This is a genomic window from uncultured Gemmiger sp. (assembly GCF_934561205.1).
Lineage (GTDB): Bacteria > Bacillota > Clostridia > Oscillospirales > Ruminococcaceae > Gemmiger.
In genome coordinates this window covers 104455-130561 of sequence record NZ_CAKTFU010000002.1, presented here as the reverse complement: position 1 = coordinate 130561, position 26107 = coordinate 104455, and the positions used below count along the sequence as shown (strand labels likewise).

30 protein-coding genes and 1 other RNA gene are annotated in these 26107 nt (G+C 56.3%); 10 read left to right on the top strand and 21 right to left on the bottom strand.

The genetic code is table 11. The annotated features are described in order from the left end of the window. Nucleotides 1–37: 37 nt before the first annotated feature. Genes Q0I19_RS02045 through Q0I19_RS02035 form a run of 3 tightly spaced genes read right to left on the bottom strand, consistent with a single transcriptional unit; the run spans nt 38 to nt 2308 of the window. Nucleotides 38–940, bottom strand: coding sequence for a DegV family protein (locus Q0I19_RS02045; protein WP_294758459.1), 903 nt, complete (start codon nt 938–940; stop codon nt 38–40). Continuing rightward, nucleotides 937–1446 (bottom strand): tRNA (cytidine(34)-2'-O)-methyltransferase, encoded by a 510-nt coding sequence (locus Q0I19_RS02040; RefSeq protein WP_294758460.1) that lies wholly within the window; start codon nt 1444–1446, stop codon nt 937–939. Before Q0I19_RS02040 ends, Q0I19_RS02045 begins: the two co-directional genes overlap by 4 nt. A 31-nt stretch (nt 1447–1477) precedes the next feature. Continuing rightward, nucleotides 1478–2308, bottom strand: coding sequence for a pyridoxamine kinase (locus tag Q0I19_RS02035; protein WP_294758462.1), 831 nt, complete (start codon nt 2306–2308; stop codon nt 1478–1480). A gap of 183 nt (nt 2309–2491) precedes the next feature. Between Q0I19_RS02035 and Q0I19_RS02030 the strand changes: the two genes are divergently transcribed. Then, the gene (locus tag Q0I19_RS02030; protein ID WP_294758463.1) at nt 2492–2662 is read left to right on the top strand and encodes a hypothetical protein; all 171 of its coding nucleotides are present in this window, start codon (nt 2492–2494) and stop codon (nt 2660–2662) included. 86 nt (nt 2663–2748) lie between these two features. Here Q0I19_RS02030 and Q0I19_RS02025 read toward each other — a convergent pair whose 3' ends face one another. Both Q0I19_RS02025 and serC read right to left on the bottom strand, forming a co-directional pair. After that, complete coding sequence (locus Q0I19_RS02025) at nt 2749–3909, bottom strand: phosphoglycerate dehydrogenase (RefSeq protein WP_294758465.1); 1161 nt, start codon at nt 3907–3909, stop codon at nt 2749–2751. A 15-nt stretch (nt 3910–3924) separates the two neighbouring features. Beyond that, nucleotides 3925–5022: a 3-phosphoserine/phosphohydroxythreonine transaminase gene (serC, locus tag Q0I19_RS02020; protein WP_294758467.1), complete on the bottom strand. Its 1098-nt coding sequence runs from the start codon at nt 5020–5022 to the stop codon at nt 3925–3927. Between the two features lie 329 nt (nt 5023–5351). On the opposite strand from serC, the gene Q0I19_RS02015 reads away from it, so the two are divergent. Then, nucleotides 5352–5744 (top strand): BlaI/MecI/CopY family transcriptional regulator, encoded by a 393-nt coding sequence (locus tag Q0I19_RS02015; RefSeq protein ID WP_294758469.1) that lies wholly within the window; start codon nt 5352–5354, stop codon nt 5742–5744. Between the two features lie 9 nt (nt 5745–5753). On the opposite strand, the gene Q0I19_RS02010 is transcribed toward Q0I19_RS02015, so the two are convergent. The 3 genes from Q0I19_RS02010 to Q0I19_RS02000 all read right to left on the bottom strand — a co-directional run bounded on the left by Q0I19_RS02010 (nt 5754) and on the right by Q0I19_RS02000 (nt 8658). After that, the gene (locus tag Q0I19_RS02010; RefSeq protein ID WP_294758471.1) at nt 5754–6521 is read right to left on the bottom strand and encodes a TIGR03915 family putative DNA repair protein; all 768 of its coding nucleotides are present in this window, start codon (nt 6519–6521) and stop codon (nt 5754–5756) included. After that, a complete protein-coding gene (locus Q0I19_RS02005) occupies nt 6500–7864 on the bottom strand; it encodes a putative DNA modification/repair radical SAM protein (protein ID WP_294758473.1) in 1365 nt (454 codons plus the stop codon). Before Q0I19_RS02005 ends, Q0I19_RS02010 begins: the two co-directional genes overlap by 22 nt. A 164-nt stretch (nt 7865–8028) precedes the next feature. Next, nucleotides 8029–8658: an XRE family transcriptional regulator gene (locus Q0I19_RS02000; protein ID WP_294758474.1), complete on the bottom strand. Its 630-nt coding sequence runs from the start codon at nt 8656–8658 to the stop codon at nt 8029–8031. A 245-nt stretch (nt 8659–8903) separates the two neighbouring features. On the opposite strand from Q0I19_RS02000, the gene Q0I19_RS01995 reads away from it, so the two are divergent. Beyond that, nucleotides 8904–9167 carry a hypothetical protein gene (locus Q0I19_RS01995; protein WP_294758476.1) on the top strand — a complete coding sequence of 88 codons (264 nt, stop codon included), beginning with the start codon at nt 8904–8906 and terminating at the stop codon, nt 9165–9167. A gap of 66 nt (nt 9168–9233) precedes the next feature. After that, entirely contained in the window at nt 9234–9986 is a 753-nt protein-coding gene (locus tag Q0I19_RS01990) for a copper homeostasis protein CutC (RefSeq protein WP_294758478.1), read from the top strand. A 40-nt stretch (nt 9987–10026) separates the two neighbouring features. Here Q0I19_RS01990 and Q0I19_RS01985 read toward each other — a convergent pair whose 3' ends face one another. The 3 genes from Q0I19_RS01985 to Q0I19_RS01975 form a co-directional block, all read right to left on the bottom strand. Then, the gene (locus Q0I19_RS01985) at nt 10027–10617 is read right to left on the bottom strand and encodes a redoxin domain-containing protein (protein ID WP_294758479.1); all 591 of its coding nucleotides are present in this window, start codon (nt 10615–10617) and stop codon (nt 10027–10029) included. Nucleotides 10618–10686: 69 nt separating this feature from the next. After that, nucleotides 10687–10879: non-coding RNA, 6S RNA (gene ssrS / locus Q0I19_RS01980), on the bottom strand. Between the two features lie 13 nt (nt 10880–10892). Next, complete coding sequence (locus Q0I19_RS01975; RefSeq protein ID WP_294758481.1) at nt 10893–11219, bottom strand: DUF1292 domain-containing protein; 327 nt, start codon at nt 11217–11219, stop codon at nt 10893–10895. 206 nt (nt 11220–11425) lie between these two features. Between Q0I19_RS01975 and Q0I19_RS01970 the strand changes: the two genes are divergently transcribed. Continuing rightward, entirely contained in the window at nt 11426–12223 is a 798-nt protein-coding gene (locus tag Q0I19_RS01970; RefSeq protein ID WP_294758483.1) for a peptidylprolyl isomerase, read from the top strand. Nucleotides 12224–12275: 52 nt separating this feature from the next. Here the strand turns inward: Q0I19_RS01970 and uppS are convergent, their stop codons facing one another. The 8 genes from uppS to Q0I19_RS01930 all read right to left on the bottom strand — a co-directional run bounded on the left by uppS (nt 12276) and on the right by Q0I19_RS01930 (nt 17714). Continuing rightward, on the bottom strand, nt 12276–12998 hold the full coding sequence (gene uppS, locus Q0I19_RS01965; RefSeq protein WP_294758486.1) for a polyprenyl diphosphate synthase: 723 nt from the start codon (nt 12996–12998) through the stop codon (nt 12276–12278). Nucleotides 12999–13011: 13 nt separating this feature from the next. Continuing rightward, nucleotides 13012–13479 carry a Holliday junction resolvase RuvX gene (ruvX, locus tag Q0I19_RS01960; protein WP_294758488.1) on the bottom strand — a complete coding sequence of 156 codons (468 nt, stop codon included), beginning with the start codon at nt 13477–13479 and terminating at the stop codon, nt 13012–13014. 151 nt (nt 13480–13630) lie between these two features. Further along, the gene (locus tag Q0I19_RS01955) at nt 13631–13891 is read right to left on the bottom strand and encodes an NUDIX domain-containing protein (protein ID WP_294758490.1); all 261 of its coding nucleotides are present in this window, start codon (nt 13889–13891) and stop codon (nt 13631–13633) included. Continuing rightward, the gene (locus Q0I19_RS01950) at nt 13891–14613 is read right to left on the bottom strand and encodes a hypothetical protein (RefSeq protein WP_296023205.1); all 723 of its coding nucleotides are present in this window, start codon (nt 14611–14613) and stop codon (nt 13891–13893) included. The genes Q0I19_RS01955 and Q0I19_RS01950 overlap by 1 nt, the downstream gene beginning before the upstream one ends. 24 nt (nt 14614–14637) lie before the next feature. After that, a complete protein-coding gene (locus Q0I19_RS01945; protein WP_294758493.1) occupies nt 14638–14772 on the bottom strand; it encodes a DUF6061 family protein in 135 nt (44 codons plus the stop codon). Between the two features lie 471 nt (nt 14773–15243). Next, nucleotides 15244–15792, bottom strand: coding sequence for a biotin transporter BioY (locus tag Q0I19_RS01940; protein ID WP_294758494.1), 549 nt, complete (start codon nt 15790–15792; stop codon nt 15244–15246). A gap of 27 nt (nt 15793–15819) precedes the next feature. After that, entirely contained in the window at nt 15820–16800 is a 981-nt protein-coding gene (locus Q0I19_RS01935; RefSeq protein ID WP_294758496.1) for a biotin--[acetyl-CoA-carboxylase] ligase, read from the bottom strand. A 146-nt stretch (nt 16801–16946) separates the two neighbouring features. Beyond that, nucleotides 16947–17714: an IclR family transcriptional regulator gene (locus tag Q0I19_RS01930; protein WP_294758498.1), complete on the bottom strand. Its 768-nt coding sequence runs from the start codon at nt 17712–17714 to the stop codon at nt 16947–16949. A gap of 273 nt (nt 17715–17987) precedes the next feature. Between Q0I19_RS01930 and eda the strand changes: the two genes are divergently transcribed. Then, on the top strand, nt 17988–18950 hold the full coding sequence (gene eda / locus Q0I19_RS01925; RefSeq protein WP_294758500.1) for a bifunctional 4-hydroxy-2-oxoglutarate aldolase/2-dehydro-3-deoxy-phosphogluconate aldolase: 963 nt from the start codon (nt 17988–17990) through the stop codon (nt 18948–18950). Between the two features lie 69 nt (nt 18951–19019). Then, entirely contained in the window at nt 19020–20045 is a 1026-nt protein-coding gene (locus tag Q0I19_RS01920) for a sugar kinase (RefSeq protein WP_294758502.1), read from the top strand. 125 nt (nt 20046–20170) lie between these two features. Here Q0I19_RS01920 and Q0I19_RS01915 read toward each other — a convergent pair whose 3' ends face one another. Further along, on the bottom strand, nt 20171–21241 hold the full coding sequence (locus Q0I19_RS01915) for a hypothetical protein (RefSeq protein ID WP_294758504.1): 1071 nt from the start codon (nt 21239–21241) through the stop codon (nt 20171–20173). Between the two features lie 11 nt (nt 21242–21252). Continuing rightward, a complete protein-coding gene (locus tag Q0I19_RS01910) occupies nt 21253–22662 on the bottom strand; it encodes an MBOAT family O-acyltransferase (protein WP_294758506.1) in 1410 nt (469 codons plus the stop codon). Between the two features lie 224 nt (nt 22663–22886). Here Q0I19_RS01910 and Q0I19_RS01905 point away from each other — a divergent pair, with 224 nt between their 5' ends. The 3 genes from Q0I19_RS01905 to Q0I19_RS01895 are packed head-to-tail and all read left to right on the top strand — an operon-like array spanning nt 22887 to nt 25827. Continuing rightward, nucleotides 22887–23867: an alpha/beta hydrolase gene (locus Q0I19_RS01905; protein ID WP_294758507.1), complete on the top strand. Its 981-nt coding sequence runs from the start codon at nt 22887–22889 to the stop codon at nt 23865–23867. A gap of 32 nt (nt 23868–23899) precedes the next feature. Continuing rightward, the gene (locus Q0I19_RS01900; RefSeq protein WP_294758509.1) at nt 23900–25150 is read left to right on the top strand and encodes a hypothetical protein; all 1251 of its coding nucleotides are present in this window, start codon (nt 23900–23902) and stop codon (nt 25148–25150) included. Next, nucleotides 25147–25827 carry a DUF6320 domain-containing protein gene (locus tag Q0I19_RS01895; protein ID WP_294758510.1) on the top strand — a complete coding sequence of 227 codons (681 nt, stop codon included), beginning with the start codon at nt 25147–25149 and terminating at the stop codon, nt 25825–25827. Before Q0I19_RS01900 ends, Q0I19_RS01895 begins: the two co-directional genes overlap by 4 nt. The last annotated feature ends 280 nt before the right edge of the window (nt 25828–26107 follow it).

The window sequence follows — 26107 nt, the reverse complement described above, 5'->3', positions numbered from 1 at the left end:
CCCCGTGCAAGAGGGCGCTGCAAACTTTTTTGCTGTTTTACGGCAGGGAAGGGGTATAAGCCTCCAGATGGCGGGGATGTCCTTCAAAGACGATGGCAACAGCGTCCGGCCCTGTATTGGCGCTGACAACGCCGCCCAGCTGGAACACGAACATTGGCGGGTGGCCAAAGGTCTTTCTGCACAGCTTGACCAGTTCGTCCCGCTTGGCGGTGCCGGAGGTGTACGCCACCATATAGGGCATATCCTTGACGTTGTCCACGCGCCCCTGCACCCACTTGACCATAGCGGCAGGCACGGCGGCATCGCCGCGCACCTTGCTTTCCACCTTGGAAACGCCGTCATTCAGGCTGATAATGGGGCGGATGCCCAGCAAATCGCCCACCACGGCAGCCGCCGCGCTGACACGCCCGGACTTTTTCATCTGGCGCAGGCTGTACGCAGCCAGACAAATTTCCACACAGTCCAGCTTGCGCAGCAATTCGTCCACACAGGCGTTCAGCTCGCCGCCGTTGCGCACCTTGCGGGCGCACTCGCAGAAATACCAGCCGTAGGGCATCGAATAGGTGTGGCTGTCCAGCACGCGCACACGCAAGGTGTGGCCGGGACATTCCTCGTCAAACATCTCGACTGCTTTCAGAGCGTTATTATAGGTGCTGGAGCCGCCGCCGTTCATCACCAGATGCACAAGGTCGGTGTAGCCTTCGGCTTCATAGCGCTGGTAAATTTCACACCATTGCAGCTGCGTGATGGCAGCCGTGGTGGGTACCGCGTCCGAATTGCGCATCATCTCGTAAAATTCATTGTTGGTCATATCGCGGCGCTCGATATATTCCTTACCGTCCAGGTTGATGGGGAACCCAACGACCTCAATGCCGTATTTGTCCGCCAGTTCCTGCGGTATATCAGAACAGGAATCCGTCAAAAAACCGATCTTACTCATTGTACTTTCTCACTCCAGTTGTAACGGGTCAGTTGTCCATGGGTTTCCAGATCCGCAAAGTCCCACTGGCGCAGCACCTCATACACGCCGACAGCTACCGCGTTGGAAAGATTCAGGCAGCGTTCGCCGCGGCGCATGGGCATACGCACACAATCTGCCTCATGGGCAGCCAGCAGTTCTTCGGGCAGACCTGCGTCCTCGCGTCCAAATACAAGGTACGCGCCGTCAGGGTAGCTTACATCCACATGGCGGCGGGGCCCTTTGGAGGTAAAGTAGAAAAACGGTCCCTCATTCTTGGCAAAAAAGTCTGCAAGGTCTTTATAATATGTTATATCAAGCTGGTGCCAATAGTCAAGCCCGGCGCGCTTTAATTTTTTGTCGTCAATGGTAAAGCCCATTGGCCCCACCATGTGCAGGCGTGCGCCGGTAACCGCGCAGGTGCGCGCAATATTGCCGGAGTTTTGGGGAATCTGCGGTTCCACCAGTACGATATTGACCGTTGCCATATTCAAACATCCTCTGCATTTTGTACAAATTTTATTGGGGCATCAATTTGGGCAAAGCGGCCTCCAGCCACACACCCAGCCGTTCGTCCGCGCCCTCCGGCGTCTGGCGGATGCACTCGGCCACAAAGGCGGCTGCCGCCTGCACGGCTGCCTGCGGCACGTTGCCCTGCAGCATACGCCCCACCAACACAGCGCCGAAAATATCCCCCGTGCCATGGTACATCCGCGGGATCATCGGCGTTTTTACGCAGTAGCCCTCGCCGCCGCGCCCGGCGCCCACACAGCCGATGCACCGCCCGTCCGAAAGCCCCGTCACCCCGGTCACGACAACCTGGGGTGCCAGTTTGACCAGCCTTGCCGCCTGTCGTGCCGCCTGTTCTGCGCCCTGTACGCCGGGCAGTTCATCCCCCAGCAGCAGGGCGGCCTCGGTCATGTTGGGCACAATGACATCCGCACGGGCGCACAGCGTTTGCATAGCCTGCACCAGATCGGCGCTCAGCCCCCGATACATCTGCCCGCCGTCGCCCATGACCGGGTCAACGACCTTCAGCGCGTTGGGCCACAGGGTGAACGCCTGTTCTACCAAGTGCGCCTGGGCGCTGTCCGCAAGATACCCCGAGTAGATACAGTCAAATTGCAGCCCCAGCCGTTTATAATGGTCCAGCGCCGCCGGCCCGTATCCGGGGTTGGAGAGCTTGGCGGGTGTACCCAGCCCGCCTGTATGGGTGGAAAGCACTGCCGTGGGCAGGGCCACCGCCTGTACCCCCAGGGCAGACAGCACCGGCACGATAACCGCCAGTGCTGCTCGGCCAAAGCCGGGCAAATCATGAATGGCTAATACTGTTTTTGGTGCATTGGACATACGCACAGACCCTTTTCCTGTTAATTTTGTTGCCTTTGATTTCGCTGTCATCGTACCACAAAATCCCCCACAAAAAAGGGCGGAATCGGGCGAAGCAAAAACTTTATTTGCGCTTTTGCGAATAATTGCATCGCATCTGCAGAAAATAGTTCCATCTCAAATCAAGAAAGGAGCGTTCCTGCGATGAATCTTTCCACTATGTTTGCTGCCGTGGCAGGCGTTGCCGTCGGCTCGGCAACTGTCTGCCTTGCCACAAAGGATCGGCGCGAGATGCGCCGCACCGTGCACAAGCTGGCCAAAGGCGCCGAAAAGACCCTGGCCGATCTTGACAAGGCTGTGCAGCATATGCGCTGACATTTTAGTATAGCATACTTTGCCAAAATTCGCAAACCATCGCCGCAAAAAATCCCTGCCGCAAAATGCGGCAGGGATTTTGCCTGTTACAGGATTCGTACACGGATGGCGGCGTCAATGCCGCGCAGCTCCTCAGCCAGTGTATCGGTCACATCGCCGGTAACGTCCAGCATCGTGTAGGCCACGTCCTTTTTCCCCTTGTTGACCATGTTTTCGATATTCAACCGCGCCTGCGTCAAAATGCCGGTGATGGCGGAAATTGCGCCCGGCTCATTTTTATGGATAATGCAGATGCGCTTACCGTGGATGCGGGGCTGGCTGACGTCCGGCAGATTGACACTGTGGGTAATGTTGCCATTTTTCAGGTAGTCGCTCAACTCGGCCGCCGCCATAACTGCACAGTTGGTCTCGCTTTCGGGGGTGCTGGCACCCAGATGCGGCGTGCAGGCCACGCCCTTGACGCCCAGCAGCTCCTCGCTGGGAAAATCACAGAAGTACCGCGCCACCTTGCCGCTGTTCAAAGCATCCAGCAGGGCCGCATTGTCCACCAGCTCCCCGCGCGCAAAGTTCAGCACCTGTACGCCCTCCTTGCACATAGCCAGCGTCTGGGCATTGATGGTGTGGCGGGTCGTGGGCAGGTAGGGAACATGGATGGTCAGGTAATCGCAGCGGGGCAGCATATCGCTCAGGGTGACGCAGTGCTGCACACTGCGCGAAAGGCTCCATGCCGCATCAATAGAAATGTACGGGTCGTAACCCAGCACCTCCATGCCCAGCGCCACAGCGGCGTTGGCCACGCGGGCGCCGATGGCTCCCAGACCAATAACGCCCAGCGTCTTACCGCGCAGTTCCGGCCCGACAAACTGCTTTTTGCCTTTTTCCACATCTTTGGCGATGGTGTCGCGCCCTTTCAGGGTCTGCGCCCAGTTCACGGCGTCCACCATGTTGCGGCTGCCCGCCACCAATGCACCGACGACCAGCTCTGCCACGGCGTTTGCGTTGGCACCGGGCGTGTTGAACACCACAATACCCGCCGCTGTGCAGGCATCTACGGGGATATTGTTGGTACCCGCACCCGCGCGGGCGATCGCCAGAAGGCTGTCCGGCAGGGGCATATCGTGCATGTCGGCACTGCGCACCAAAATGCCGTCCAGTGCATCGGAATCATTGTTGACCTCAAACTGGTTGGCGGGCAGCTTGCTCAGCCCCGCAGGGGAGATCGCGTTCAGCGTTTTGATCGTATACATAGAATATACCCTCTCTTATTCATGCTCCTTGCGGAACTTCTCCATAAAATCGACCAGCTTGGCAACGCCCTCCGGCGGCATGGCGTTGTAGATGGACGCACGCATACCGCCCACCAGGCGATGTCCCTTCAGGTTCACGAAGCCTGCCTCGGTCGCCGCGGCGCAGAATGCCTTGTCGGTGTCGGCGTCGGGGCTGGTAAAGGTGACGTTCATCAGGCTGCGGTATTCCTTCTGCACGGGATTTTTGTAGAAATCCTGCCCGTCCAGATACTCGTACAGCACATTCGCCTTCGCCTCGTTGATTTTCTTCATCTCGGCAAGACCGCCGATTTCCTTTTCCAGATACTGCATGACAAGACCCGTCATATAAATGCACCAGCAGGGCGGGGTATTGTACATGCTGTCGGCGTTCAGCAGGGTGGTGTAGTTCATCATTGTCGGAATCTGCGCAGGCTCCATTCCTTTGGCAGCCTTGCCCAGCAGGTCCTCGCGTACGATGGCGACCGCCATACCGGCGGGGGCAATGTTTTTCTGTACGCCGAAGTAGATGACGCCGTATTTGCTGACATCCACCGGCTCAGAGCAGATCATCGAGCTCATATCCGCCACCAGCGGCACGCCCTCCACCTGCGGCACTTCCTTATATTTGGTGCCGAAAATGGTGTTGTTCTGGCAGATATGGATATAGCTGGCATTCGGGTCGTAGTCAATGGCGTTCACATCGGGGATATAGGTAAAATTCTTATCCTTGCTGCTGGCGGCAATGCGGGCCGTGCCGAACTTAGCGGCCTCCTCGGCTGCCTTTTTGCTGAAATTGCCGGTCACAAGGTAATCTGCCGTACCGGTGGTCATAAAGTTCAGCGGCACCATGGCAAACTGCTGGGTCGCACCGCCCTGGAAAAAGCCCACTTTATAATTGTCAGGGATATTCAATACCCGCCGCATGGAGGCCTCGGTGTTTTCCAGAATTTTCTCAAACCACTTGCTGCGGTGGCTCATCTCCATAACGCTCATGCCGGAACCGCGGTAATCCAACAGCTCCGCCTGTGCGGTTTTCAAAACACTCTCCGGCAGCATCGAAGGCCCTGCACTGAAATTATATACTCTGGCCATTTTCCATTCCTCCCTAATATAAAACGGGCAGCACCCTCGGATGCTGCCCATCGCGCATCGTTGCGTCTATGTATATAGTATAGTGAGGGAAACGGAACATAGCAAGTTGGCAACATTCCGAAAACATGCTCGCAGCAGCGGTTTGTTTTTGCAGAATAGCTAAATGTCCGTTTATTGCGCACACTTTATTTTACATTTGTAAAACAAAGTGTCTTTCCGTGGCGGAAAATCACCTAAAAATTTTGCAGCACAAGACTCTTGCATTTTATCTCCCACAGATGTAAAATATAATTACAGCATCTTTTACATCTGTAAAAAAGGAGATTCCTATGCAGACTCTATCACACAGTGAGGAACAGGTCATGGCAGCGCTGTGGGCGTGCCGCGCGCCCGCCACACGGCGCGATATCGCGACCCATCTTCCGGCAGAATGCCGCTGGGCAGATTCGACCCTGTTGAATTTTCTGCTGCGGCTGGAAAAAAAGTCCTTTGTCCGCAGCGAAAAAGAAAAAAGCAAAAACGTCTATTTCCCGCTTGTGCGCCACACCACCTACTGTGCCGCCGTCAGCCAGCAGCATCTGCAAACGCTGTATGGCGGCGATCTGCGTGCCATGGTGCGGGTGTTGGCCGACACAGGGCGCATTTCCTACGCCGACGTCGAGCGCCTTTTGCGCTTTTTGGGCGAATATCAGGCCGAAAATCCGGAATATGACTACGATTAAGCCGCCTTTTTACGGCTGTAAAATATCTTTTCGCATTTCCGGCATATCCTGCCGATAGCGCAGGGGGACATGCTGCGTCTGCAGTTTTTCGTTGCGGCGTTCTTCAATGGTCAACGCCTTAAAAAAGCGTTTCCACAATCCCTGCCACGCCAACTCGTCAGCCCCTTCGGCGTGCTCATAACGCTCCATGCGCATGTATTGCACCTGGCCGTTCTGCCGAAACAAAGCCTCCTTGTGGGTGGCATCGTAAATCAGGAAATCCTCATCGGGCAGGCGGCTGCAAAAGTGGGCTTGCAGCATGGGCAGCACACGGTTTTGCGGGTGGATTTGCGCACCCAGCATACCATCCTTTTCCTCAAAGCGCAAAAGCTCGATCATACGGCAAATTTCATTGTTTACCGTGCGTTCCAGCGCAAAGGCGTCCGCCACCTGCGTATGTCCCAGCATCTGTGCCGTCTGTCCACCCTGCGCAAAGCACAGGCGGATAAACCGCAGCAAAACCAAATCCTTTTCCTCTGCGCACGACAAAAAGCCCACTCTTACGCGATCCTCGACCGATGCACCCAACCGTTTCAGCCCGACCGCTACGCGTCGGGCTTTTTCCTTTTCGGTGGAGATATTGCGCATCTCAAACAGCATAGGTTGCTCTGTTTCCGGTGTTACAATTTCCGACGGGATTTCTTTTCGGGTATAGCTTTCAAACACGCAGCACAAAAAGCCGGCAAAACTGCCGTCGTAGCGATAGATAATGTCCCTTACATCCGCCCGGTAACGCATTGCAGAGCCTCCTCCTTCAGCAGACGGGCCGCCTTACCCGCCGCCATACCGTTGTCCGTCAGCATGTGCAGTTCCGGGGCGGCAAAAGGCAGGGGCTTTGTCACAAAATCATCCAGGCTCATCTGCTGCACCCCCACCGAAAACGCCTTGGGATCCAGCAACGCCGCCGCAATTTCCGCCCGCGTGCCGTGAGATGGTGCGCGTCCGCTGCAGGTAATAAAATACTGAGCGCGCTTCAGGACCACGCCGATGCGCTTCAACTCCGACATTCCCAGGTGCTGCACACGCCGCGCCTGCAGGATACGGTCGGCGCTCTTGGGGCCTATGCCCGGCACACGCAGCAGCGCCGCGCGCTCGGCCGTATTGACTTCCACGGGGAAAAAAGCCGGGTGGCGCAGCGCCCAGGTACATTTGGGGTCAAGATACGGGTCAAAGTTCGGTTCTTCCTCCGTCAACAGCTCCCGCGCGGAAAAATGATAATACCGCAGCAGCCAGTCCGCCTGGTACAGCCGATGTTCGCGCAAAAGCGGCGGTTTGGTCTGCAGGGCAGGCAGGCGGCTGTCCTCGACCACAGGCAGATAGGCCGAATAAAACACGCGTTTCAGCGAGTATTTTTTGTAAAGTGCCTCGGTCAGATCCATAATATGCAGGTCATTTTCCGGCGTAGCACCGATAATCATCTGGGTGCTTTGTCCTGCCGGCGCAAAAGCCGGGGCATGGCGATACACCGTCATTTCCTGTTTACTCTGCACATTTTGCACGGCGATTTGCTTCATAGGCCGCAAAATGGAGGTTTTCTTTTTGTCAGGCGCCAGCCGATTCAGGCTGACTTCGCTCGGCAGTTCAATATTGACCGACAGTCTGTCTGCCAAAAATCCCAACTGCTGCACCAGCAGGGGGTCGGCTCCCGGTATCGTCTTGGCATGGATATAGCCGTTAAAACGGTATTCGTTGCGCAAAATACGCAGCGCTTCGATCATCAGTTCCATGGTGTGGTCGGGGGATTTGATTACCGCGCTGGACAAAAACAGCCCCTCAATATAATTGCGCTTATAAAACCCAATAGTCAAGTCAGCCAGTTCCTTGGGGGTAAAGGTCGCCCGCGGACGATCGTTGCTGCGGCGGTTGACGCAGTAGCTGCAATCGTAGCAGCATGCGTTAGAGTACAGTACCTTCAAAAGGGAGACACACCTTCCGTCCGGCGTAAAGGCGTGGCAGATCCCGGCCGCCCTGCAGCTGCCCAGCTTGCCATGCTGCCCGGCTCTGTCCACACCGCTGGACGTGCAGGCCACGTCATATTTGGCGCTGTCGGCAAGAATTTCCAGTTTTTCTTCCAGATTCATAGGGTATGCTCCTAAAAAAGGGTATAAAAAATACAGCCCGCCGCAAACGCCGGATTTCTCGGCTTGCCGCGGGCAGCATTTTTTGTTTGTGTTTTCTGTTGTAAGTCCAAATTATAGGACTTTTCGCGTGCTAGAATAAGATTGTAAGGAAATTACAGGCTCACTTACCACTTAGCCTTGGTTTCCACCACCTTGCCGGCGATATACAGGTGGTCAAGTTCCTCCCCTTTAATAACCAGTTCCTCATAGTTGGGATTAAAGGGCTGCAGAACCACGGCGTTGCCGCGCTGGATATATTTCTTCAGCGTTCCCTCACCGTCCAGGCCGTACACCAGAACGCCCAGGTCGCCGTTGTCCAGCGTGTTTTGGCGGTGTACCAGGGCCAGGTCCCCGTCCGAGATACGCGGTTCCATACTGTCACCCTTGACTACCAGATAAAAGTAGTTGCTGGGATCCTTCACGCTGGCATACTCCTTGCCGTAATCCTCCTCAAACGCCAAGGCACCGTAGCCTGCGCGAACCGTGCCGATAACAGGTATCTCGCACTGTGTATAGCGGCTGAAGGCGTTGCGGCCTACGACAGGGGAGTTTTCGGCATCCTGCTGCAGCCCCAGCAGCACATCGGCTGTGGTGCCCAGAATTTCAGCCAAACGCGCGATCGTCTGGGGATCCGGGGTGGAACGGCCGGTTTCCCATTTGCCGACAGCCTGCTGCGTCACACCCAAAAGTTGTGAAATCTCTGCCTGGCTGTACCGTTTGGACTTGCGAGCCTGCTTCAAGCGTTCTGCAAACATACCAATAACTCCTTTTATGTGGTAAGCAGCCATCGACTGCGACACTTCTATTTGTCATCATTATACAACCACTTGTAGTTTTTGTAAAGGGGATTCTCGAAAATAAATCAAAAATAAGTTGTAAATTCCTATTGACAACAACTGTTGGTTGTTGTACTATAAATTTACAACAACTGCGGAATCAAAATGTATCTTATAAGAAACCGTATTTGCGGTATGGTTTCTATTTTTAAGGAGGAGCAATTATGAACACCGGCAAAATCAAAAAAGAGCTTTGCAAAGTAGTGGGTTGCGCGGCTGCTCTGGTTTTAGTGATGCTGATTTCCGGCGCTATTGAAGGCACGATCTCTTTTGTGGCAGCTGTCGTCATTGGGGCCGGCTGCGTATATGCGCTGAACACCGTCTGCGGCATCCTGCTTTTGCCCGAAACACAAGTCACCGATGCTCACACCGTACAGCGACCCGTTTCGGTGCCTCTGCGGGTGGTGCGCGGCGGCCGCGCCGCCTGATTACTTGCCCATTGCGTCTGCCTGTGCTACAATAGATAATTACTAAGCAGGAAGGACGTGGACACTATGGCAAAGGTATTGGAAGTATGCGTTGACAGCCTGGCCTCGGCACAGGCCGCCGTGCAGGGCGGAGCAGACCGTCTGGAGTTTTGCAGCGCGCTGGCGCTTGGCGGGCTGAGCCCGTATGCGGAATTGCTTGTAGAAATCAAGCGCCGCTGGGATATTCCCGTTCGCTGTCTGATGCGGCCGCGCGCAGGGGATTTTCTCTACACCCCCGATGAAATTGCGCTGATGTGTGCACAAATCAAAACCTTGCGGCAATGCGGTGCCGACGGGTTTGTCATCGGTGCGCTTACGTCCGACGGCGAGTTGGATGTCTCGGCCTTGCAGCCCATGATAGACGTATGTGGCAATTTACCGCGCACGCTGCACCGCTGCATAGATGTTTCGCGCGACCCTCTGTCCGCCTACCGCCGCGCTGCCGCATTGGGCTTTGATACCGTACTGACCAGCGGCAGCGCCGCAGTATGCACAGAGGGGACTGCGGTTTTACAACAGCTTTTGCATCTGCGCGATGCCGAGGGCGGCCCGGAGGTTTTGATTGGAGCGGGGGTCAACGCCGCCGTCATCACCCGTCTGCGGCAGGAGCTTCCCCGTGCAGCCGCCTTCCACATGAGCGGCAAAGCATTGCTGGAAAGCGGCATGCGGTTTCGGCGGGCTGATGTTCCCATGGGGCTGCCCGGCCTGGACGAATGGCACATTCAGCAAACGGACGAAGATGCCGTCCGTGCCGCCGTCCATGCTTTATACAAGGCATAAAAAAAGAGCCGCAACGCGGCTCTTTTTTCTTTGTAGTTTATCATTTTTGCACAGCCAACACAGCCTTTTCAAAGCTGTCCGGAATCAATTCCAGCTCATCCAGCAGGTTCTGCATTGCCTCGCAGTCGCGCGGCACATCGGTCATGCTGGTACCGTAGTGGCAAAATAACACCTTGCCGTTTTTGTCCAATATCAGCGTCAAAGGCATCTGCTGCTCCTTGCCCTTGGCGGTGTGGTACCCCTGCTTTTTGGCCTGCCGGAAAATTTGCAATGCCTCCAGCGAATAGGCCATCCACGCACTGCTGCGTGTGGGAATGTCCAGAAGTTCATATAGAACGCCGTCGGCATCGCACATCAGCGGAAAGGGCAGGGCATCCTGCGCCAGACTGCCGGCCAGCTTATCCGCGCGGGAGCGCACCACCATCGCAAAGCCGCCGCTGTACAGCTTGTCAAAGGTTTCGGCATAACGGCTCGCAAAGGTTCGGGTCACAGGGTTGCCAAAGTTGGCCATAAACACCAACACCAACGGCGCCTGCGCCGCCAACAGATCCCGAAAGCGGTTTTGTGCCCGATACGGCGTGTCATATAAAAACATGGGCAGCTTATCGCCCGTCTTGATTTTTGCCGCCATAATTCTCTCCGTCAAAAAATATATGCAAAAAATCCGGACAGGGAATACCCGCCCGGACATAATTTCTGAAAAACCCCCGCACAGCCGTCTGCAACCAATCAAAACCTACCGGTATTGGCAGGTGGGTGCCCTGCAAAGGCATTCATGCTCCCTTCTTCCGCCTTGGGCGGGAGGTCTGCAATCCCGCATCTGACGCGGGCTCCCAAAATTTGATTAGTAGGATTCTATAAAGGCCGCAACAAATCGAACTGCGCAGGGGGAATTACACCTTAGAATCAGTCCAATTCGGAATCGTCGATGTCATACATGGCGCGCAGACGTTCTTCGAAAACTTTGCCGACGGTAATCAGCTCTTCGTCGTCGTCCACGATATCCATATACTCGCCCTGATCATCGGTACCGATGCGCATCAGGATCAGCTCGGCTTCCTCCTGCAGGCTTTCAGGATCCTCCTGGTAAGGAATCACAGCCAGATAGCGGGTGCCGTTTACTTCGGTAGCGTCGATCACCTCAAAGGTAACTTCCTTGCCGTCCTCATCTTCCAAGGTCAGCAAATCGGGGGTAGCTTCTTCCAGCATTTCCGGGCTCAGTTCATCAGACATAAGTGACCTCCTATGGTCGGTTGAATTTCTTGCTTATAGTTTACCGTTTTTTTTCTGAAACGTCAAGGGTGTTCAACACAAAGATTCTGTGATATAATAGAAGAACTTAGACTTTTCAGCAGCTTTGTATGCTTCGTATCGGCCGCACAGGCTATGTTTTGGCGTCGGAGCGAACTATATGGGCTGCTCATATGCGGAGGTCCATCATGAAAAAATTTCTCTGCCTGGTATCTGCCATACTGTTGCTGACGCTGTGTGCCTGCGGCGGCAGCATCGGCACACCCAAGCGCACGGCCGTCACCAGTACCGAGCGCCAGTTTGCGTCCCCCGCAGAAGGGGATACCATCGCCATCTTCACGACCACCCAGGGCGAAATTCGCGCTGTGCTGTACCCCGACGCCGCGCCCATGGCTGTGTACAACTTTGCAGGGCTGGCGCGCCTCGGCTACTATGACGACACGGTTTTTTGGCGCACCCAATACGGCTTTGCCGTGCAGGGAGGCGACGCCACCGGCACAGGCACAGGCGGCTCTACGATTTGGAGCAACAATCCCTACCCGGCAGAGATCGACCCCGCCTTAAAGCACTACGCCGGCGCGCTGTGCGCAGCCATTGCCACAGGCGGCGAAAAAACCGGAGGCAACAGCCAGTTCTATTTTGTGCAGGCACTGCCCGACAGTGTAGACTCCGCGCAGCAGCAGGAGCTTGCCCAAAACGGATATACGCAGGAACAAATCGACGCCTACGCCGCCGCAGGCGGCCTGCCGTATCTTGACAATACCGACACGGTATTCGGCCAGGTGTATGAAGGGCTGAGCGTTGTGGACAAGCTGGCAAGCGTAAAAACCATTGAATCCGAGGACGGCTCCGACACCTGCCGTCCCTTTGACAGCGGCGATGTAACGATTGAGCATATCACAATTGCCGCCTACCCCGGCCCCACCGCCGAGGAGCTGGCTGCCCAATGGGCCGCCGATAGCACGGACAACAACGCCGTGGGCTGATGATGTACAAAACGAGGGCTGCCCGATTTTTTCAGGCAGCCCTCGTTTGCGTTTACTTTTTGGTGTTGCCGCCCATACGGCGGTCGCGGTGGTTGTATTCCTCCAGCGCTTTGTCAAAGCACTGCTTATTGAAGTCGGGGAACAATACCGGCGTGAAGTAAAATTCGGCGTAGGCACACTGCCACAGCAGGAAGTTGGACAGACGCTCCTCACCGCTGGTGCGGATCATCAGATCCACGGGGGGCAGGTCGCGGTACAGGTGGCTCTCGATGGTTTTTTCGTCGATCTGCTCCGGCGTCAGTGTACCCTTTTGCACCTCGTCGGCAATAGCCCGCACGGCATCGGTCAGTTCGGCGCGGCTGCCGTAGTTCAGGCAGAAATTGACGATTCCCTTTTTATTATCCTTCGTCAGATCCATCATATAGTCCATAGCATCCAGCACACGCTGCTGCAGACCCTCGCGTCGGCCGCTGAACAGCACCTGACAGCCGCGCTCGTTCATTTCCTCGGCGATGGTGCGGAAGTTGTTGGCAAACAAATCCATCAGATAGCCGACTTCCTTGGCATCGCGGGAGAAATTCTCGGTAGAGAACACATACAGCGACAGCACCTTGACGCCGCGGTCACCCACAGCATAGCGGGTGATTTCCTGCAAGCGGTCAAAGCCGGCCTTGTGGCCGACACTGGCGGGCATCAGGCGCTGGCGGGCCCAGCGGCGGTTGCCGTCCACAATAATGGCGACATGTTGGGGAATACGCAGTTCTTCGTTTGGCATAGTTTGCTCCTTTTTATTGTTCCTGCGGTTGGGGCAGAAGCTGTTCGGGTGCGGTCTCGTCGGGGTGATGGGCGCGCCAATTCAGAAAGCTCTCAAGAATAACGGCAGCGGAGACCGAATCCAGCTTTTCCTTGCGCTTTTGTCCAAAGGTATCGTTGTCCGCCAGAATGGCTGCGGCGGACACCGTTGTGCGGCGCTCGTCCCACATGACGACGGGCATACCGGCCATGTTGGCCAGACGTTGGGCAAAACGGCGGCTCTTTTCGGCGCGCTTGCCCTCGGTGCCGTCCATATTCTTGGGTAAACCGCAGACAAGCCCGGCAGCGCTGCGGGCGCGGGCCGCCTCGACCACGGCAGCGGCCACCTTGTTCATACTTTTTCCCTCAATTTGCGGGGTGATAGGGGAGGTTACGGTCTCGCTCTCATCGCAGCCGGCCAAGCCGGTGCGGCTGTCGCCGTAATCCACAGCCAACCATTTCATAGGGTATCGCTCCTTTATCGTATTGCACCCAGTATACCACCAAAAGGTCCGAAACGCAAACAAAAAAGGAAGAGTCGAAGCTCTCTGCTGGTAAGACAGTAAAATCAAATTTCTTGGAACAGGCATGATTGCGGTCATGCCTGTTCCGCTTTTAGCAGCTCATCCACGGGAACCTGCACTGATTTTCACACCAGTCTTTGATACCGCAGAGCTGGGGAGAACAGATATGCAGTCCAGTTTCCTCCAGCACCTCACGAATCACGGCATCCGTAAAGGATTCTCCCGGCTCTATATGACCTCCGGGGAATGTGATGCCCGGCCAGTCCCGTTTTTTCCGGTCGATCACAACAACTCGGCTGCCATCACAGATCATGCACATATTTGTAAATTCAACCGTTTCGGTTCTTGCCATTATGTTAAAACTCCTTCATCAAAAAAGTAAAACGGATTTACAATGCTCTCCACACCAAAAACTTTTGTAGCCATTCGATACATTGCCTTGGCGTGAATGCGGTCATGCCAAATAAATCGACGAAGCACCTTACGGAGAGACCAATCTTCTCCATAGCTACCTGCGACGACTACATTTTCAAGAAAATCTCCCTTTGCTTCCAGCGCCTCAAATCCGCGTTTGCGGCACGCATAGATGCTTCCGTCATTGTCGGCATCAACATGAATCTCCGAAAAATAGTATTCGTTTACATTTTTCGTATGCGCATACATTTCATCAGCTGAGCGCGGGACTTTGCCGTAAAAGGTCTTGCGTTCGGGCGCAGCCGTTGCATTCTTATCGGGAACAGAATCATACAAGGCAAGAAAATCCTGCGCTGATTTCAGCGCAAGCGCCTTTAACTTTTTATATTCTTCTGCTGTCAGCGGTGCTTTTTCACTTTCAAAAAGCACATCAGAGTCCGCGTCGCAGATCGCAAGCTCGGAAACCTTTTCTTCGATGATGGCGATATCCATGCTTGTTACTGCTTTTTTGCCGCACCATTTGAGATAAGAGCATATTTCTGCTTGCATTTTCCGGACAGCGGCTTCCAATGTTTCTCCGCGGGTGTATGCACCTACAAAATCCACCGCATAAAGCAAGGTGTCTCTGCCGTTATGCTCCCATACACAGTTGATCGTCATATGGTATCTCTCCAATCGTCTGCTTCATGATAATAATTGAGCCTGATCTAAAGGCTGATATTCCGTGACCACTTCGAGATGCGCCTTTGAATCGCCATTCAAAACGATGACGGCATACGTCAGCAGGTCATTGTAGATCAGATCGTCAAACGTGCCCACTCGTTCGTGTGTACACACAGCATAACACAGCAATCATTCTATTTTCAATAGGCGCGACGGAAGTTATCGCCATTTAGCAATATTATTTTGTGCTAAAATCTGATTTTTCGATTCTTACAGTGTCAATCATACTCTGCATCGAAATACCTATCTATCGACTTTACGGTTTTGAGGGGTATTTTGCTTGACCGCAAATATACGCACTTCCCAGCGAACGGTATCCGCTATGCAGCGTTTCGCTGTTTCACAAAAGAACCGCGCAAAGGCGATAACTATTTCACCCTTTTCGCTATCCTTGCTTTTCAGCGCAAAAAACAGGTGATTCTCAACCCTTAGATGTAAAAACAGGCGACACCCAACCGAAGTTGAGTGCCGCCTGTTTTGTTGTCCAATCCTGCTTGGCAGATGCCGATTTTGTAGTTTTCTCAAATTACTGTCTTATCGGCACACGCCTGAAGCCCTTCCTTTCTCTTATGCCAAAACTTCTTTGGGCAGACGTTTGTCCAGCTGCACAGTCAGCAGCACCGCCAGCGCGATTTTGATAACATCGCCCGGCAGGTAGGGGATAACACACCAGCCCAGTGCGGTCATCAGCGGGGTGGCGGTCAGCGCCATAAACCAGATGGTACCCAGCAGGTAGCAGGCAGCGCAGCCCAGCACCATGCCCAGCACCATAGCCCAGGGCTTGCGCTGCAGGGCGTTTGCCACGGCAGGGGCGATGGCTGCCGCCAGAACATAGCCCACAACATAACCGCCGGTCTTGCCCAGAATAGCCGAAAGTCCGCCGTTGAAGCCCGCCAGAACCGGCACACCCACAGCCGCCAGCAGGATGAATACCACCTGGCTGGCTGCGCCCCAAATGGGGCCGAGCATCATGCCGGCCATATACACGCCGAACAGCGCCAGGTTGACGGGCACACCCCACGGGGTAGGCACAGCCAGCTGGCTGCATACCACCGTCACAGCGGTGAACAACGCGCAGAGAACCATCTTGCGGACACGATTTGCCGAATTTTCCATGTTTGTTTCAAAACTCCTCTATTTATTTTACCCGGTTTCCCGCACGCGGGCTTCGCCCGACGAAAGTGCAGTTACCGCAGTTTCTCCCTCAAAGCGTACACACAGGCGGCACTCATCGTCCACGCCCAGCGCCAATGCCGAGCGCGGCTCGCAGCCCGGACGCATGACCTCGATCTGCTTTCCCGGCAGAATTTGCAACTGCCGATATTCCTTTAAAAAGCTGCCGTGGCCGCGAGCCGTGTACATTGTCCAGAACTCGTTCAGCACCGCCGCCGCCAACGCCGCGCGGGTTCCTCCCGGCGGGATCGTTTCATACAGCGCGCCTGCTACTGCGGCCAGTTCCTGCGGCCAGCCGCCCGGCGGGGTCACCACGTTGAGACCCAGCCCCAGCACGGCATAGTCCAGCATACCGGATTCCAGATCCAGTGACGCCTCGGTCAGAATACCGCAGACCTTTTTGCCGCCGTACAGCAGGTCGTTGACCCATTTGACCTGTACCTGCACGCCGCACACCGTCCGGATAGCCCGCGCCGCCGCTACGGCCGCCATGGCGGTAATTTGCACGGCCTGCCGCGCTGCCATTTCGGGGCGCAAAAGCAGGCTCATGTACAGCCCGCCCGGCGGCGAGTAGAAGCTGCGCCCCTGCCGCCCGCGTCCGGCGGATTGCGCCTGTGCAATCAGCACCAGCCCCTCGGGTTCACCATCGGCCGCCCGGCGGCGCAGGGCAGCATTGGTGCCGGGCAGCCGCTGCACGACCTCGACCTGCAGACCGGCAGCATCACCCTTCAGCAAGGCGCAGACTGCGTCGGCGTCCAGCAGGTCGGTGTCCTTGTGCAGGATATAACCCCGATTGGTCACCGCCTCGATGGGGGTTCCGTCGGCGCGCAAGGCCGTGACAGCCTTCCAGACAGCCGTGCGGCTTACGCCCAGCTGCTGTGCCAACTCCTGCCCCGATATATACCTTCCTCTGGCGGCGTCCAGTGCCGCCAGAACCTGCTGCTTAACCAAACTGCCGCCCCCTTTTCTTGCCGCATTGTGGGCAGTATACCGCGCCGCCGCGCCATATGTCAACCGATTTTCTCACTAAAGGTTGACAATCCCTGCAAAAAACAGGCACACTGCCCAAAAGCGTGTGCCTGTACTTGGTTATCCTGTCAAATTCGTTTGGCCAAACCCAAATCGGCCATAATATCGGTGCGGGCATCCTGCGCCAGCGTGGCAATGCGGCGGATACGCTCCGGCGTCATATACGGTGCCAGACCGCTGATGGAAAACGCGCTGTCCGCGCGTCCGCCGACGCCTGGGATCGCCACCGCGACACAGCGCACCCCCAACTCGTTTTCCTCATCGTCAATGGCATAGCCGTTGGTGCGCACCTCGGCCAGTTGGGCTTGCAGGGCGTCAAATTCCACGATAGTGTGCGCCGTCAGCTTTTGCGGGGTGGTGTGCTGCCAGATGTTCGTCACTTCATCGGCGGGCAGGGTGGCCAAAATGGCCTTGCCCACGCCTGTGCAGTACAGTGGGCTGCGCAGTCCCACGCGGCTGGACATCCGCATCGGGCCACTTTCCGTCTTATATATGTATACAATGTCCTGCCCGTCGCGTATGACCAGATGCACCGCCTCGCCCGTGCGCTGTGCCAAACGCTCCAGATGCACCTTGGCCACGTCCATAATGTCCATACTGTTGACAATGCCGCTGGAAAGCTCGAACATCTTCAAGGTCAGGCGGTAGCGGCCGTTTTCGTCCTGGGCGGCGTAGCCGAGCGAAACCAGGCTGGCCAGCAGACGGTGCACCGTGCTTTTGGCGAGGTCGGTATCCTGTGCCAGACGCTGCAGCCCTGCCCCCGCAGGGTGTGCCGCCAGACTTTCTATCAGCTGAAAGATACGCTCAACACTTTGTACGCCCGATTTCTCCGCCATGGGTGAGCCCTCCTCAAAAATTAACAATTTGTTCATAATTTGCGGAACTTGCTTTTTTCGGAATTGCGTTCCGCATAGTGGAATAATTATAGCAAAGTTTTTCTGTTTTTGCAACCCATATGCCGAATTGCGGAATTTCAAGCATCTGTGACAAAAAATGTCGGTTGTTCCTTGTCAAAATTGACCGATTGACGTTTTTCCCGGCGATGCGTATAATAAAACTAAAGAATTGCGCCGCAGATCGCGGTGCACATAGAGTAAAGGAGAATTGCTATGAATTCTGTTTTGCAGCGTGTGTATGAGATCGGCATCATCCCGGTCATTGCCTTTAACAGCGTGGACGAGGCCCTGCCCCTGTGCAAGGCCCTGATGGACGGCGGCCTGCCTGCTGCGGAAGTCACTTTCCGTACTGCCTGCGCCGAGGAGTGCATCAAGAAGATCCACGACGAGCTGCCCGATATGCTGCTGGGTGCCGGCACGGTCCTGACCGTTGACCAGGCTGACCGCGCCATGGCCGCCGGTGCCTCTTTCATCGTTGCCCCCGGCTTTGACCCTGAGGTCTGCAAGCATGTCATCGACAAGGGCGGCATCATGATGCCCGGCACCGCCACCTCCGGCGAGATGCAGCAGGCCATGAATATGGGCTGCGAGGTCGTCAAGTTCTTCCCCGCAGAGGCCAACGGCGGCGTGGACAAGCTGAAGAACATCGGCGCAGCTCTCAAGACCTGCAAGTGGATGTGCACCGGCGGCGTCAACGCCAAGAACGTCAACAACTACCTCGGCTACAACCAGATCATCGCTGTCGGCGGCACCTGGATGTGCAAGGGCGACAAGATCAAGGCCGGTGCCTGGGACGAGATCACTGCCATGAGCCGTGAGGCCGTTGACGTCATGCTGGGCCTGGAACTGGGCCACATCGGCATCAACTGCGCCGACGAGGCCGAGGCTGCCAAGACCGCTGAGGCTATCGGCGCTCTGCTGAGCATGGCTGTCAAGCCCGGCAACTCCAGCATCTTCGTGGGCAAGAAGGAATTCGAGATCATGAAGAAGCCCGGCCGCGGCACCCACGGCCACATTGCTATCCTGACCAACAACGTCGACCGCGCCATCTACCACCTGAGCCAGCGCGGTGTCAAGTTCGATATGGACAGCAAGAACGTCAAGGACGGCAAGACTGTTGCCATCTACTTTGCTGACGAGATCGCCGGCTTTGCCCTGCATCTGGTTCAGAAATAAGTAATTTTGTATCCGAAATGGGGCACACGCCCCGTACACAGATAAAAACTAATATTAAAGGAGTTCACCATGAAAGTCGTTACTTTTGGCGAATTGATGATCCGTCTGCAGCCGTTCAACTACGAGCGCTTTGTCCAGGCCAACAACCTGGAGTTCACCTTCGGCGGCGGCGAAGCCAACGTGGCCGTTTCTCTGGCTAACTATGGCGCTGATGCCGTTTTCGTAACCAAGCTGCCCAGCCACGCCATCGGCCAGTCCGCTGTCAACAGCCTGCGCCGCTACGGCGTCGACACCAGCAAGATTACCCGCGGCGGTGACCGTGTCGGCATCTACTTCAACGAGAAGGGCGCTTCTCAGCGTGGTTCTGTCTGCATCTACGACCGTGCCAACTCCGCTATCCAGCTGGCCACCACCGCTGACTTCGATTGGGATGATATCTTCGAGGGCGTGGACTGGTTCCACTTCACCGGCATCACTCCGGCCCTGGGCGAGAATGTTGTTGAGATCTGCCGCGAGGCCTGCAAGGCTGCCAAGGCGCACGGCGTCAAGATCAGCTGCGATCTGAACTACCGCGGCAAGCTGTGGACCCGTGAGCAGGCCCGCGCTGCCATGACCGACCTGTGCCAGTACGTTGACGTCTGCATCTCCAACGAGGAGGATGCTAAGGACGTCTTTGGCATCGAGGCTGAGGCTACCGACATCTACGCCGGTGAGATCAACCGCGAGGGCTACAAGAGCGTTGCCAAGCAGCTGGCTGACAAGTTCGGCTTCGAGAAGGTTGCCATCACCCTGCGTGAGAGCCACTCTGCCTTCGACAACGGCTGGAGCGCCATGCTGTACGACGTTGCTTCCGGCGAGTATGCCTTCAGCAAGAAGTACGACCTGCACATCATCGACCGCGTCGGCGGCGGTGACAGCTTCGGCGGCGGCCTGATCTACGCCCTGCTGAGCGGCAAGACCACGCAGCAGGCTGTCGAGTTCGCCGTTGCTGCTTCTGCTCTGAAGCACTCCATCGAGGGCGACTACAACATGGTCACCGTTTCCGAGGTCGAGAAGCTGGCCGGCGGCGACGGTTCCGGCCGTATCCAGCGCTGATTTTCGCACCTGTTTTCTCCGTTTTCATCTGCCCCCTGCGGTTTGCCCCGCAGGGGGCTTTTTGCACCCAAAAGAAAGACGCATACGCCGCAGCGTATGCGTCAGGATAAGAAACCAATATCGCCTTAAAAGTTTTCTACAATGTCCAGCAATTTGTCAAGATTTCTCTCATTACATTCCAAAATCAAAATCTGGCAGTCCGGGTCGTCCAAAAGGGAGGCGTCAAAATTTTCCAGCCGTTCCCATCGCGCCTGCGCAAAGCGGCACTGCAAAAAGGGCATATACTCCTCACCAAAGCTGTCACCGAATACCCGCACTGTACGGCTGTCGGCAGGGAACATCGTCTCATACTCCGAAATTTGCCAACAGGTTTCGTCCGGCACACTGTCGTACAGTGAGGTCGCGTAGGCCATATCCCCGGTAAGGGTACCGACAGGCGTCAGCTGATACTCCGTGGGCAGGCGGGTGGGCAGATTCAGCTCCTCCAAAATACCGTCCAGGCTCAAAAGTGCGCCCAGCGCGTTCCAGTGGCCGTCCGCTTTATAGTACAGCAGCCGGTCGGGATACAGCCGTGCCTGGCTGCGCAGCAGGGAACAGCGCCAGTTTATGGGCACCGTGGTGTGTGATTTCAAGTACGCCGCCAGGCAGTCGGTTCGGTTTTCCTCGCTCACAATGGGGTAGCCTGCCGGCAGATATTCACGGTAGATGCGCGCCTTGTCGGGGGTCATGTCCAACACCAAGGTACAGCCCGCCTCCGCAAGACGGTCGTGGATGACCTGCAATTTGGCGCTGCTCTGCGCCAGCGCGGCAAGGCTGTCCAGCGTATCGGGTCTGCCCTGATACCGCGCCAGAGGACGTGCCTCCGGCTCGTTTTCTTTGTAAAAGAACCATCCGTCCTTGCCGGGCAGCACCTTTTGGCTCTGGCTTGTGCCGAACAACATATAGTCCAGCTGTGCATTGACCCACGTCAGCTGAAAACGAAACGGCGCGTTGTCCACCATAAACAGGTTCAGCGTTTGGGGCAGCCGACGCGGGTCGGATTGCAGAGTTTGCGGCAGTTGGGTGCGCAGGCGGTTTTCATGCTTGTCGGTGGAAAAGCGCGTTGAGAAAAGGTTGTAAACCAAAAACGACAGCCCGATCACACCGCAAAACACCGCCACAAATAAATATTTAGCCGCTATACACAGTTTTTTCATAACATGACCTCTTAGAAGCGGATATACAAAAACTCGTTGTAGGTGCCCACCGACACCCGCATAATGCAAAGGAACAGCAGCACCAGCAAAACCGCCATGCTGGGTATTGACGGTACGCTTTGATCCCTCACCGCTTTTTTGCGGCGGGGCAAAAGACTGGGCAGCGGACCGCACAACAACAGTGCCGACACAAAAATCATCAGCAGCTTGGTATCGGCAAAGGCCTGCCACGCATAGCCGGGCGCACCCTTTTGCCAGGTCAGCACCCCGCGCAGCGCGGCCAGCGCCTCCCGCATACCGGGCGCACCATACAGTAAAAAGGTCAGCCACAAAAGGGCCAGCGTGTAAAGATGCTGCAGCGCACCCGGCAGTTTTTGCACCAACTGCCGCAGCCCCAGGCGCTCCGCGCACAAAATAACGCCGTGCATCGCGCCGAACGCCAGATATTTCCACGCCGCGCCGTGCCAAAAGCCCGTCAGCGCAAAGACCACCAGCAGGTTCAGGCAGGCGCGCCCTTCGCCCTTGCGGCTGCCGCCCAGCGGGATATACACATAATCCCGAAACCAATCGGACAGGGTCATGTTCCATTTGTGCCAAAAGTCGGTCACCGAGCATGCACAGTAGGGGTCGTCAAAGCTCTCCGGCAGGGTAATGCCGAAAAAGTGTCCCAGCCCCACCGCCATGTCGGCGTAGCCGGAGAACTCATAGTAAAGCTGCAGCATGTACGCTGTGTAGCCCAGCAGCAGAATCGGGGCGGGCAGCGTCGCGGCCGAAACCGAGGTCACCTTGGCACAAATCAAGGCCAGCTGGTCCGCCAGCAATACCTTTTTGGAAAGCCCCAGCACAAACCGCTTGATGCCGCCGCAAAAGCGGTCAACATCCACGCGGCGGCCCTCACTGCAGCAGGGAAGTTGGGCGGACTGCTGTTCCCACCGCACGATCGGCCCCGAAAGCGCATGGCCGAAGAACGCCAGAAACACAAAAAACCGCGCGGGGCTTTTTATCGGCTTGGCCTTCCCCTCGGCAATATCGACACAGTAGCCGATGGCCGTAAACAGATAAAAGCTGATGCCCACAGGCAGCACGGCGGAAACAGGCGGAAGCGTCAAGCCCAACACATCGTCAAGTGTTTCCACCAGCAGGGATGCGTACTTCAGCCCCGCCAGCAGCGCAATGTTACAGCCCACAAGCAGCGCCAGCAGAGGTTTTTTGTGCTCGGCATACCCCAAAAGCAGCCCGCCCAGCCAGTTGATGAACGCCGCCCCCAGCACCACGGCGGCACTGCGGTAGCCCGCCAGTGCAAAAAACAGCAGGCTGAACACCGCCAGCACACCGTTGCGGCAGACCCTTGGCATCAGATAATACACCAAAAGCGTCAGCGGCAGGAACACAAAAATAAATTGTACCGATGAAAAATCCAACACAAACATCCTGTCCGGGCAGGGAACCCCAAAATTTTACATTCTGTATCTATTATACGGACAATTTTCCGTTTCAGCAAGCGGTTTTATGCTGAATATTATGCGGTTTCTTTGTGCACAAACGACACTTTTTTGCTGTGTCGGCGGCACATTTGCATAGACAAACGCCTACAAAAACGCTATAATACAAATAACGTTCTACACACCGTTCAAAGGAGTCCCTTATGGCAAGAAGAAAACAGTCCGATTTGGCACAGCGGCTGGAAACCGTTATCAAAACATTGATTCCCCAGCGGGACACCAATGCCGAGGATCTCGGCCCCATGATGCGCGCCATCAAGGCGGTGCACAGCGCGACCGACCACACCTCCACCACGCCGGAAGATCTGGAGCGTCAGCGCAACGCACAGGAGCTTTTTGCCCGTCTGGTGACCCCCTCCCTAGGCATACGCAATGACGCACTGAATATCCACGGTCTGCCCGCCGAATGGGTCTGCCTGGAGCACGGGCACGACCGCCGCCACGCCGTTTTGTACTGCCACGGCGGCGGCTACACCTGCGGTCAGCTGGGATATGCCCGCATTTTGGCCAGCAAGCTGGCACTGTGCACCGGATATGACGTGCTTTCGTTTGAATACCGCCTGGCCCCCGATAACCCGTACCCCGCCCAGATTGAGGACGCGCTGACCGCGTGGGACTATCTGATGTATATGGGCTACGGTGCGCGGGATATCATTGTGGCGGGCGATTCCGCCGGGGGAAACCTTGCACTGGAACTTTGCCTGAAATTGAAAGAGCAGGGCCGCACCCAGCCGCGCGGGCTGGTGCTGTTCAGCCCCTGGACGGATATGACCGCCAGCGGCAAAAGCTACCGCACCTGCCGCACGCTGGACCCCATGCTCACGATGGAGTACATTGCCGCCGTGCGCGCCGCCTACACCGGGCCGGACGCCGATTGGAGCCGGCCCTGTTACAGCCCGCTGTTTGCCGACTTGCGCGGTTTGCCGCCGACGCTGATTCAGGTTGGCACCAACGAGATTTTGCGTTCCGACAGCGAGCGTCTGGCGGACGCACTGCAAAAATCCGGCGGTTACGCCGCGCTGGAGGTATACGAGGAATGCTGGCACGTTTTCCAGCAGATGCCGATTCACCGCGCCGCCGAGGCCATGGAGGCCGCCGGGCGCTTTGTACAGCGCCTGATGTGAGCTATTTTTACGCTGCAAGGAGATAATTCTTCATGTCCCAGAGTTGGTATAAAGTCGATAATGTTGCCAAGGTATTTTTGGCCACGGCCAGCCGCCGCGACCCGCGTGTCATCCGAATTTCCTGCACCTTGCAGGACCCCGTGCAGCCTGAGCTTCTCAACGAAGCGCTGCGCAGCACCGCACGCGAGTGGCCGCAGTTTCAGGTAACGCTGCACCGCGGTTTATTCTGGCATTATTTTGAATCCACCGATCTTCTGCCCACCGTACACGAGGAGGACAAGGCCCCCTGCGCACCGCTGTATGTACCGGAGCGCCGCAACCGTCTTTTGTATCGTGTGACCTATTTCAACAACCGCATCAATCTGGAAATGTTCCACGCCCTGACGGACGGCAACGGCGGCTTTTTGTTCTTAAAATCCATCGTACACAACTACCTTTCGCTGTGCCATCCGCAGGAAATGCTGGGGGCCGCCACCCCCAACAGTGCCTCGGCAGGGGAGCGCGAGCAGGACAGCTTTCGCAAATTTTACGGTGCCAGCAAGCGCAGCAACGTCCAAAAAGACCCCAAGGCCTGCCATCTGCGCGGGCTGCGTCTGCCCTATGACCAGCTGCAATTCTTTGAGGCGCACCTCAGCGTAAAAGAGGTTTTGTCCAAGGCGCGCAAGCTGGGCGTTTCGATGACAAGCTATATCGGTGCCTCCATGATGCTGGCCATCTATGCCGAGATTCCCGCGCTGGAACGCAGCAAGCCCATTACCATCAGCCTGCCGGTCAACCTGCGCAACTATTACCCCAGCGAAACCGCGCGCAACTTTTTCAATTCTGTCTATGTCGGCATCGTCGTCAAGGAAACCGACACGCTGGAAACCTTAGCCCCGCAATTTGATGCCCTGTTAAAGGAAAAGCTGCTGCCCGAAAACATACGCGCCCAGATGGACGAGTTTGAAACGCTGGAGCACATGCCCGGCATCCGCCCTGTGCCGCTGGTCATCAAAAATGCCGTGGTGAATCTGTTTACCCAAAATGCCGACAAGCGCGTCACGGCGGTGCTTTCCAATATGGGGCGGCTGTCCGTGCCCGAAAAGCTGACGCCCTATGTGCGGTCGTTCTCGGCTTTTTCCAGCGCTAAGACGCTGTTTACGGTGGTCACCTCCTACGGGGATGACCTTGTGCTGGGCACAGCCTCGGCACTGCGCAGCACCAACGTGCTGAGCCGGCTCTACCGCGGCTTTGTGCAAAACGGCTTGGCGGTCACGCTGTATGCCACGGAGGTGGAAAAATGATTACCTGCCCGCATTGTCATGTGCAAATCGGCGGTGACAGCGAATACTGCCCCCTTTGCCAGAACCGTCTGCCCGGCACGCCGGATGCTGCGTACTGGCCCGCCACCGCACCGCGCATACACCGCGTCGGTATGCTGTACAAGGTGGTGGCTTTTCTGGCGCTCGGCTCCTGCATGGCAGGGGGTGCCGTCGATTTTCTTTTGATCGACACGCCGCACACCCATTGGAGCCTGTTGGCTGTTTTGTGGGTCATCGTGGGGCTTTTGGTGCTGCGCGGCATTTTGCGCCGCCGCTACAACGGCCCGCGCCAGCTGTTTAACCTGCTGCTGATCGTTTCGGCCATGCTGGTTTTTACCGACTGGTTCCACGGCTACACAGGGTTCAGCCTGGATCTTGTCGTTCCCATTTTGTGCAGCATATCGCTGGTTTGCAACTTTATCTTTTCGATCGTGCGCAGCCGCTACACCGTCAACGCCTTGGTCTATATGCTGATGAACATCGGCATCGGCATTTTGCCGTATCTGCTGCTGTTTTTCCGTATAGGGGGCGGCACCATGAACGCCCGCAATATCCCGTGGGTGATTTGCCTGATCATCAGTATGATCACCTTTTTGGGGCTGGTCATCTTCCGCGGGCGGGACTTGCGCTGCGAGCTGGAAAAGCGGCTGCACCTGTAACGCTTGACAAACCCGCCGCAAAGGTCTATACTAAACAAGTTAAAACACTGTGACGAAGAAAGTACGCATCCGGCACCGGCACAAGAGAGGGCGGTCACCGGCTGAAAGCCGCCTGCAGGTAAGGGATGCGGAAGTTCACTTTTGAGTGGTGCGCGGGAAAGGCTGCAAAGCCCGGTAGTGCGCAACGGTGCTGCACCGTTATCGGCAGGCAAAGAGTGCCGCATTTCATGCGGAACACGGGTGGTACCGCGGAGTTTTGAATGACAAGACTTCGTCCCTG

What these genes read in the sequence shown, in the direction of transcription:
- Q0I19_RS02045 (WP_294758459.1), bottom strand. Translation starts at nt 940, where the DNA reads ATGAGTAAGATCGGTTTTTTGACGGATTCCTGTTCTGATATACCGCAG.
- Q0I19_RS02040 (WP_294758460.1), bottom strand. Translation starts at nt 1,446, where the DNA reads ATGGCAACGGTCAATATCGTACTGGTGGAACCGCAGATTCCCCAAAAC.
- Q0I19_RS02035 (WP_294758462.1), bottom strand. Translation starts at nt 2,308, where the DNA reads ATGTCCAATGCACCAAAAACAGTATTAGCCATTCATGATTTGCCCGGC.
- Q0I19_RS02030 (WP_294758463.1), top strand. Translation starts at nt 2,492, where the DNA reads ATGAATCTTTCCACTATGTTTGCTGCCGTGGCAGGCGTTGCCGTCGGC.
- Q0I19_RS02025 (WP_294758465.1), bottom strand. Translation starts at nt 3,909, where the DNA reads ATGTATACGATCAAAACGCTGAACGCGATCTCCCCTGCGGGGCTGAGC.
- serC (WP_294758467.1), bottom strand. Translation starts at nt 5,022, where the DNA reads ATGGCCAGAGTATATAATTTCAGTGCAGGGCCTTCGATGCTGCCGGAG.
- Q0I19_RS02015 (WP_294758469.1), top strand. Translation starts at nt 5,352, where the DNA reads ATGCAGACTCTATCACACAGTGAGGAACAGGTCATGGCAGCGCTGTGG.
- Q0I19_RS02010 (WP_294758471.1), bottom strand. Translation starts at nt 6,521, where the DNA reads ATGCGTTACCGGGCGGATGTAAGGGACATTATCTATCGCTACGACGGC.
- Q0I19_RS02005 (WP_294758473.1), bottom strand. Translation starts at nt 7,864, where the DNA reads ATGAATCTGGAAGAAAAACTGGAAATTCTTGCCGACAGCGCCAAATAT.
- Q0I19_RS02000 (WP_294758474.1), bottom strand. Translation starts at nt 8,658, where the DNA reads ATGTTTGCAGAACGCTTGAAGCAGGCTCGCAAGTCCAAACGGTACAGC.
- Q0I19_RS01995 (WP_294758476.1), top strand. Translation starts at nt 8,904, where the DNA reads ATGAACACCGGCAAAATCAAAAAAGAGCTTTGCAAAGTAGTGGGTTGC.
- Q0I19_RS01990 (WP_294758478.1), top strand. Translation starts at nt 9,234, where the DNA reads ATGGCAAAGGTATTGGAAGTATGCGTTGACAGCCTGGCCTCGGCACAG.
- Q0I19_RS01985 (WP_294758479.1), bottom strand. Translation starts at nt 10,617, where the DNA reads ATGGCGGCAAAAATCAAGACGGGCGATAAGCTGCCCATGTTTTTATAT.
- Q0I19_RS01975 (WP_294758481.1), bottom strand. Translation starts at nt 11,219, where the DNA reads ATGTCTGATGAACTGAGCCCGGAAATGCTGGAAGAAGCTACCCCCGAT.
- Q0I19_RS01970 (WP_294758483.1), top strand. Translation starts at nt 11,426, where the DNA reads ATGAAAAAATTTCTCTGCCTGGTATCTGCCATACTGTTGCTGACGCTG.
- uppS (WP_294758486.1), bottom strand. Translation starts at nt 12,998, where the DNA reads ATGCCAAACGAAGAACTGCGTATTCCCCAACATGTCGCCATTATTGTG.
- ruvX (WP_294758488.1), bottom strand. Translation starts at nt 13,479, where the DNA reads ATGAAATGGTTGGCTGTGGATTACGGCGACAGCCGCACCGGCTTGGCC.
- Q0I19_RS01955 (WP_294758490.1), bottom strand. Translation starts at nt 13,891, where the DNA reads ATGGCAAGAACCGAAACGGTTGAATTTACAAATATGTGCATGATCTGT.
- Q0I19_RS01950 (WP_296023205.1), bottom strand. Translation starts at nt 14,613, where the DNA reads ATGACGATCAACTGTGTATGGGAGCATAACGGCAGAGACACCTTGCTT.
- Q0I19_RS01940 (WP_294758494.1), bottom strand. Translation starts at nt 15,792, where the DNA reads ATGGAAAATTCGGCAAATCGTGTCCGCAAGATGGTTCTCTGCGCGTTG.
- Q0I19_RS01930 (WP_294758498.1), bottom strand. Translation starts at nt 17,714, where the DNA reads ATGGCGGAGAAATCGGGCGTACAAAGTGTTGAGCGTATCTTTCAGCTG.
- eda (WP_294758500.1), top strand. Translation starts at nt 17,988, where the DNA reads ATGAATTCTGTTTTGCAGCGTGTGTATGAGATCGGCATCATCCCGGTC.
- Q0I19_RS01920 (WP_294758502.1), top strand. Translation starts at nt 19,020, where the DNA reads ATGAAAGTCGTTACTTTTGGCGAATTGATGATCCGTCTGCAGCCGTTC.
- Q0I19_RS01915 (WP_294758504.1), bottom strand. Translation starts at nt 21,241, where the DNA reads ATGAAAAAACTGTGTATAGCGGCTAAATATTTATTTGTGGCGGTGTTT.
- Q0I19_RS01905 (WP_294758507.1), top strand. Translation starts at nt 22,887, where the DNA reads ATGGCAAGAAGAAAACAGTCCGATTTGGCACAGCGGCTGGAAACCGTT.
- Q0I19_RS01900 (WP_294758509.1), top strand. Translation starts at nt 23,900, where the DNA reads ATGTCCCAGAGTTGGTATAAAGTCGATAATGTTGCCAAGGTATTTTTG.
- Q0I19_RS01895 (WP_294758510.1), top strand. Translation starts at nt 25,147, where the DNA reads ATGATTACCTGCCCGCATTGTCATGTGCAAATCGGCGGTGACAGCGAA.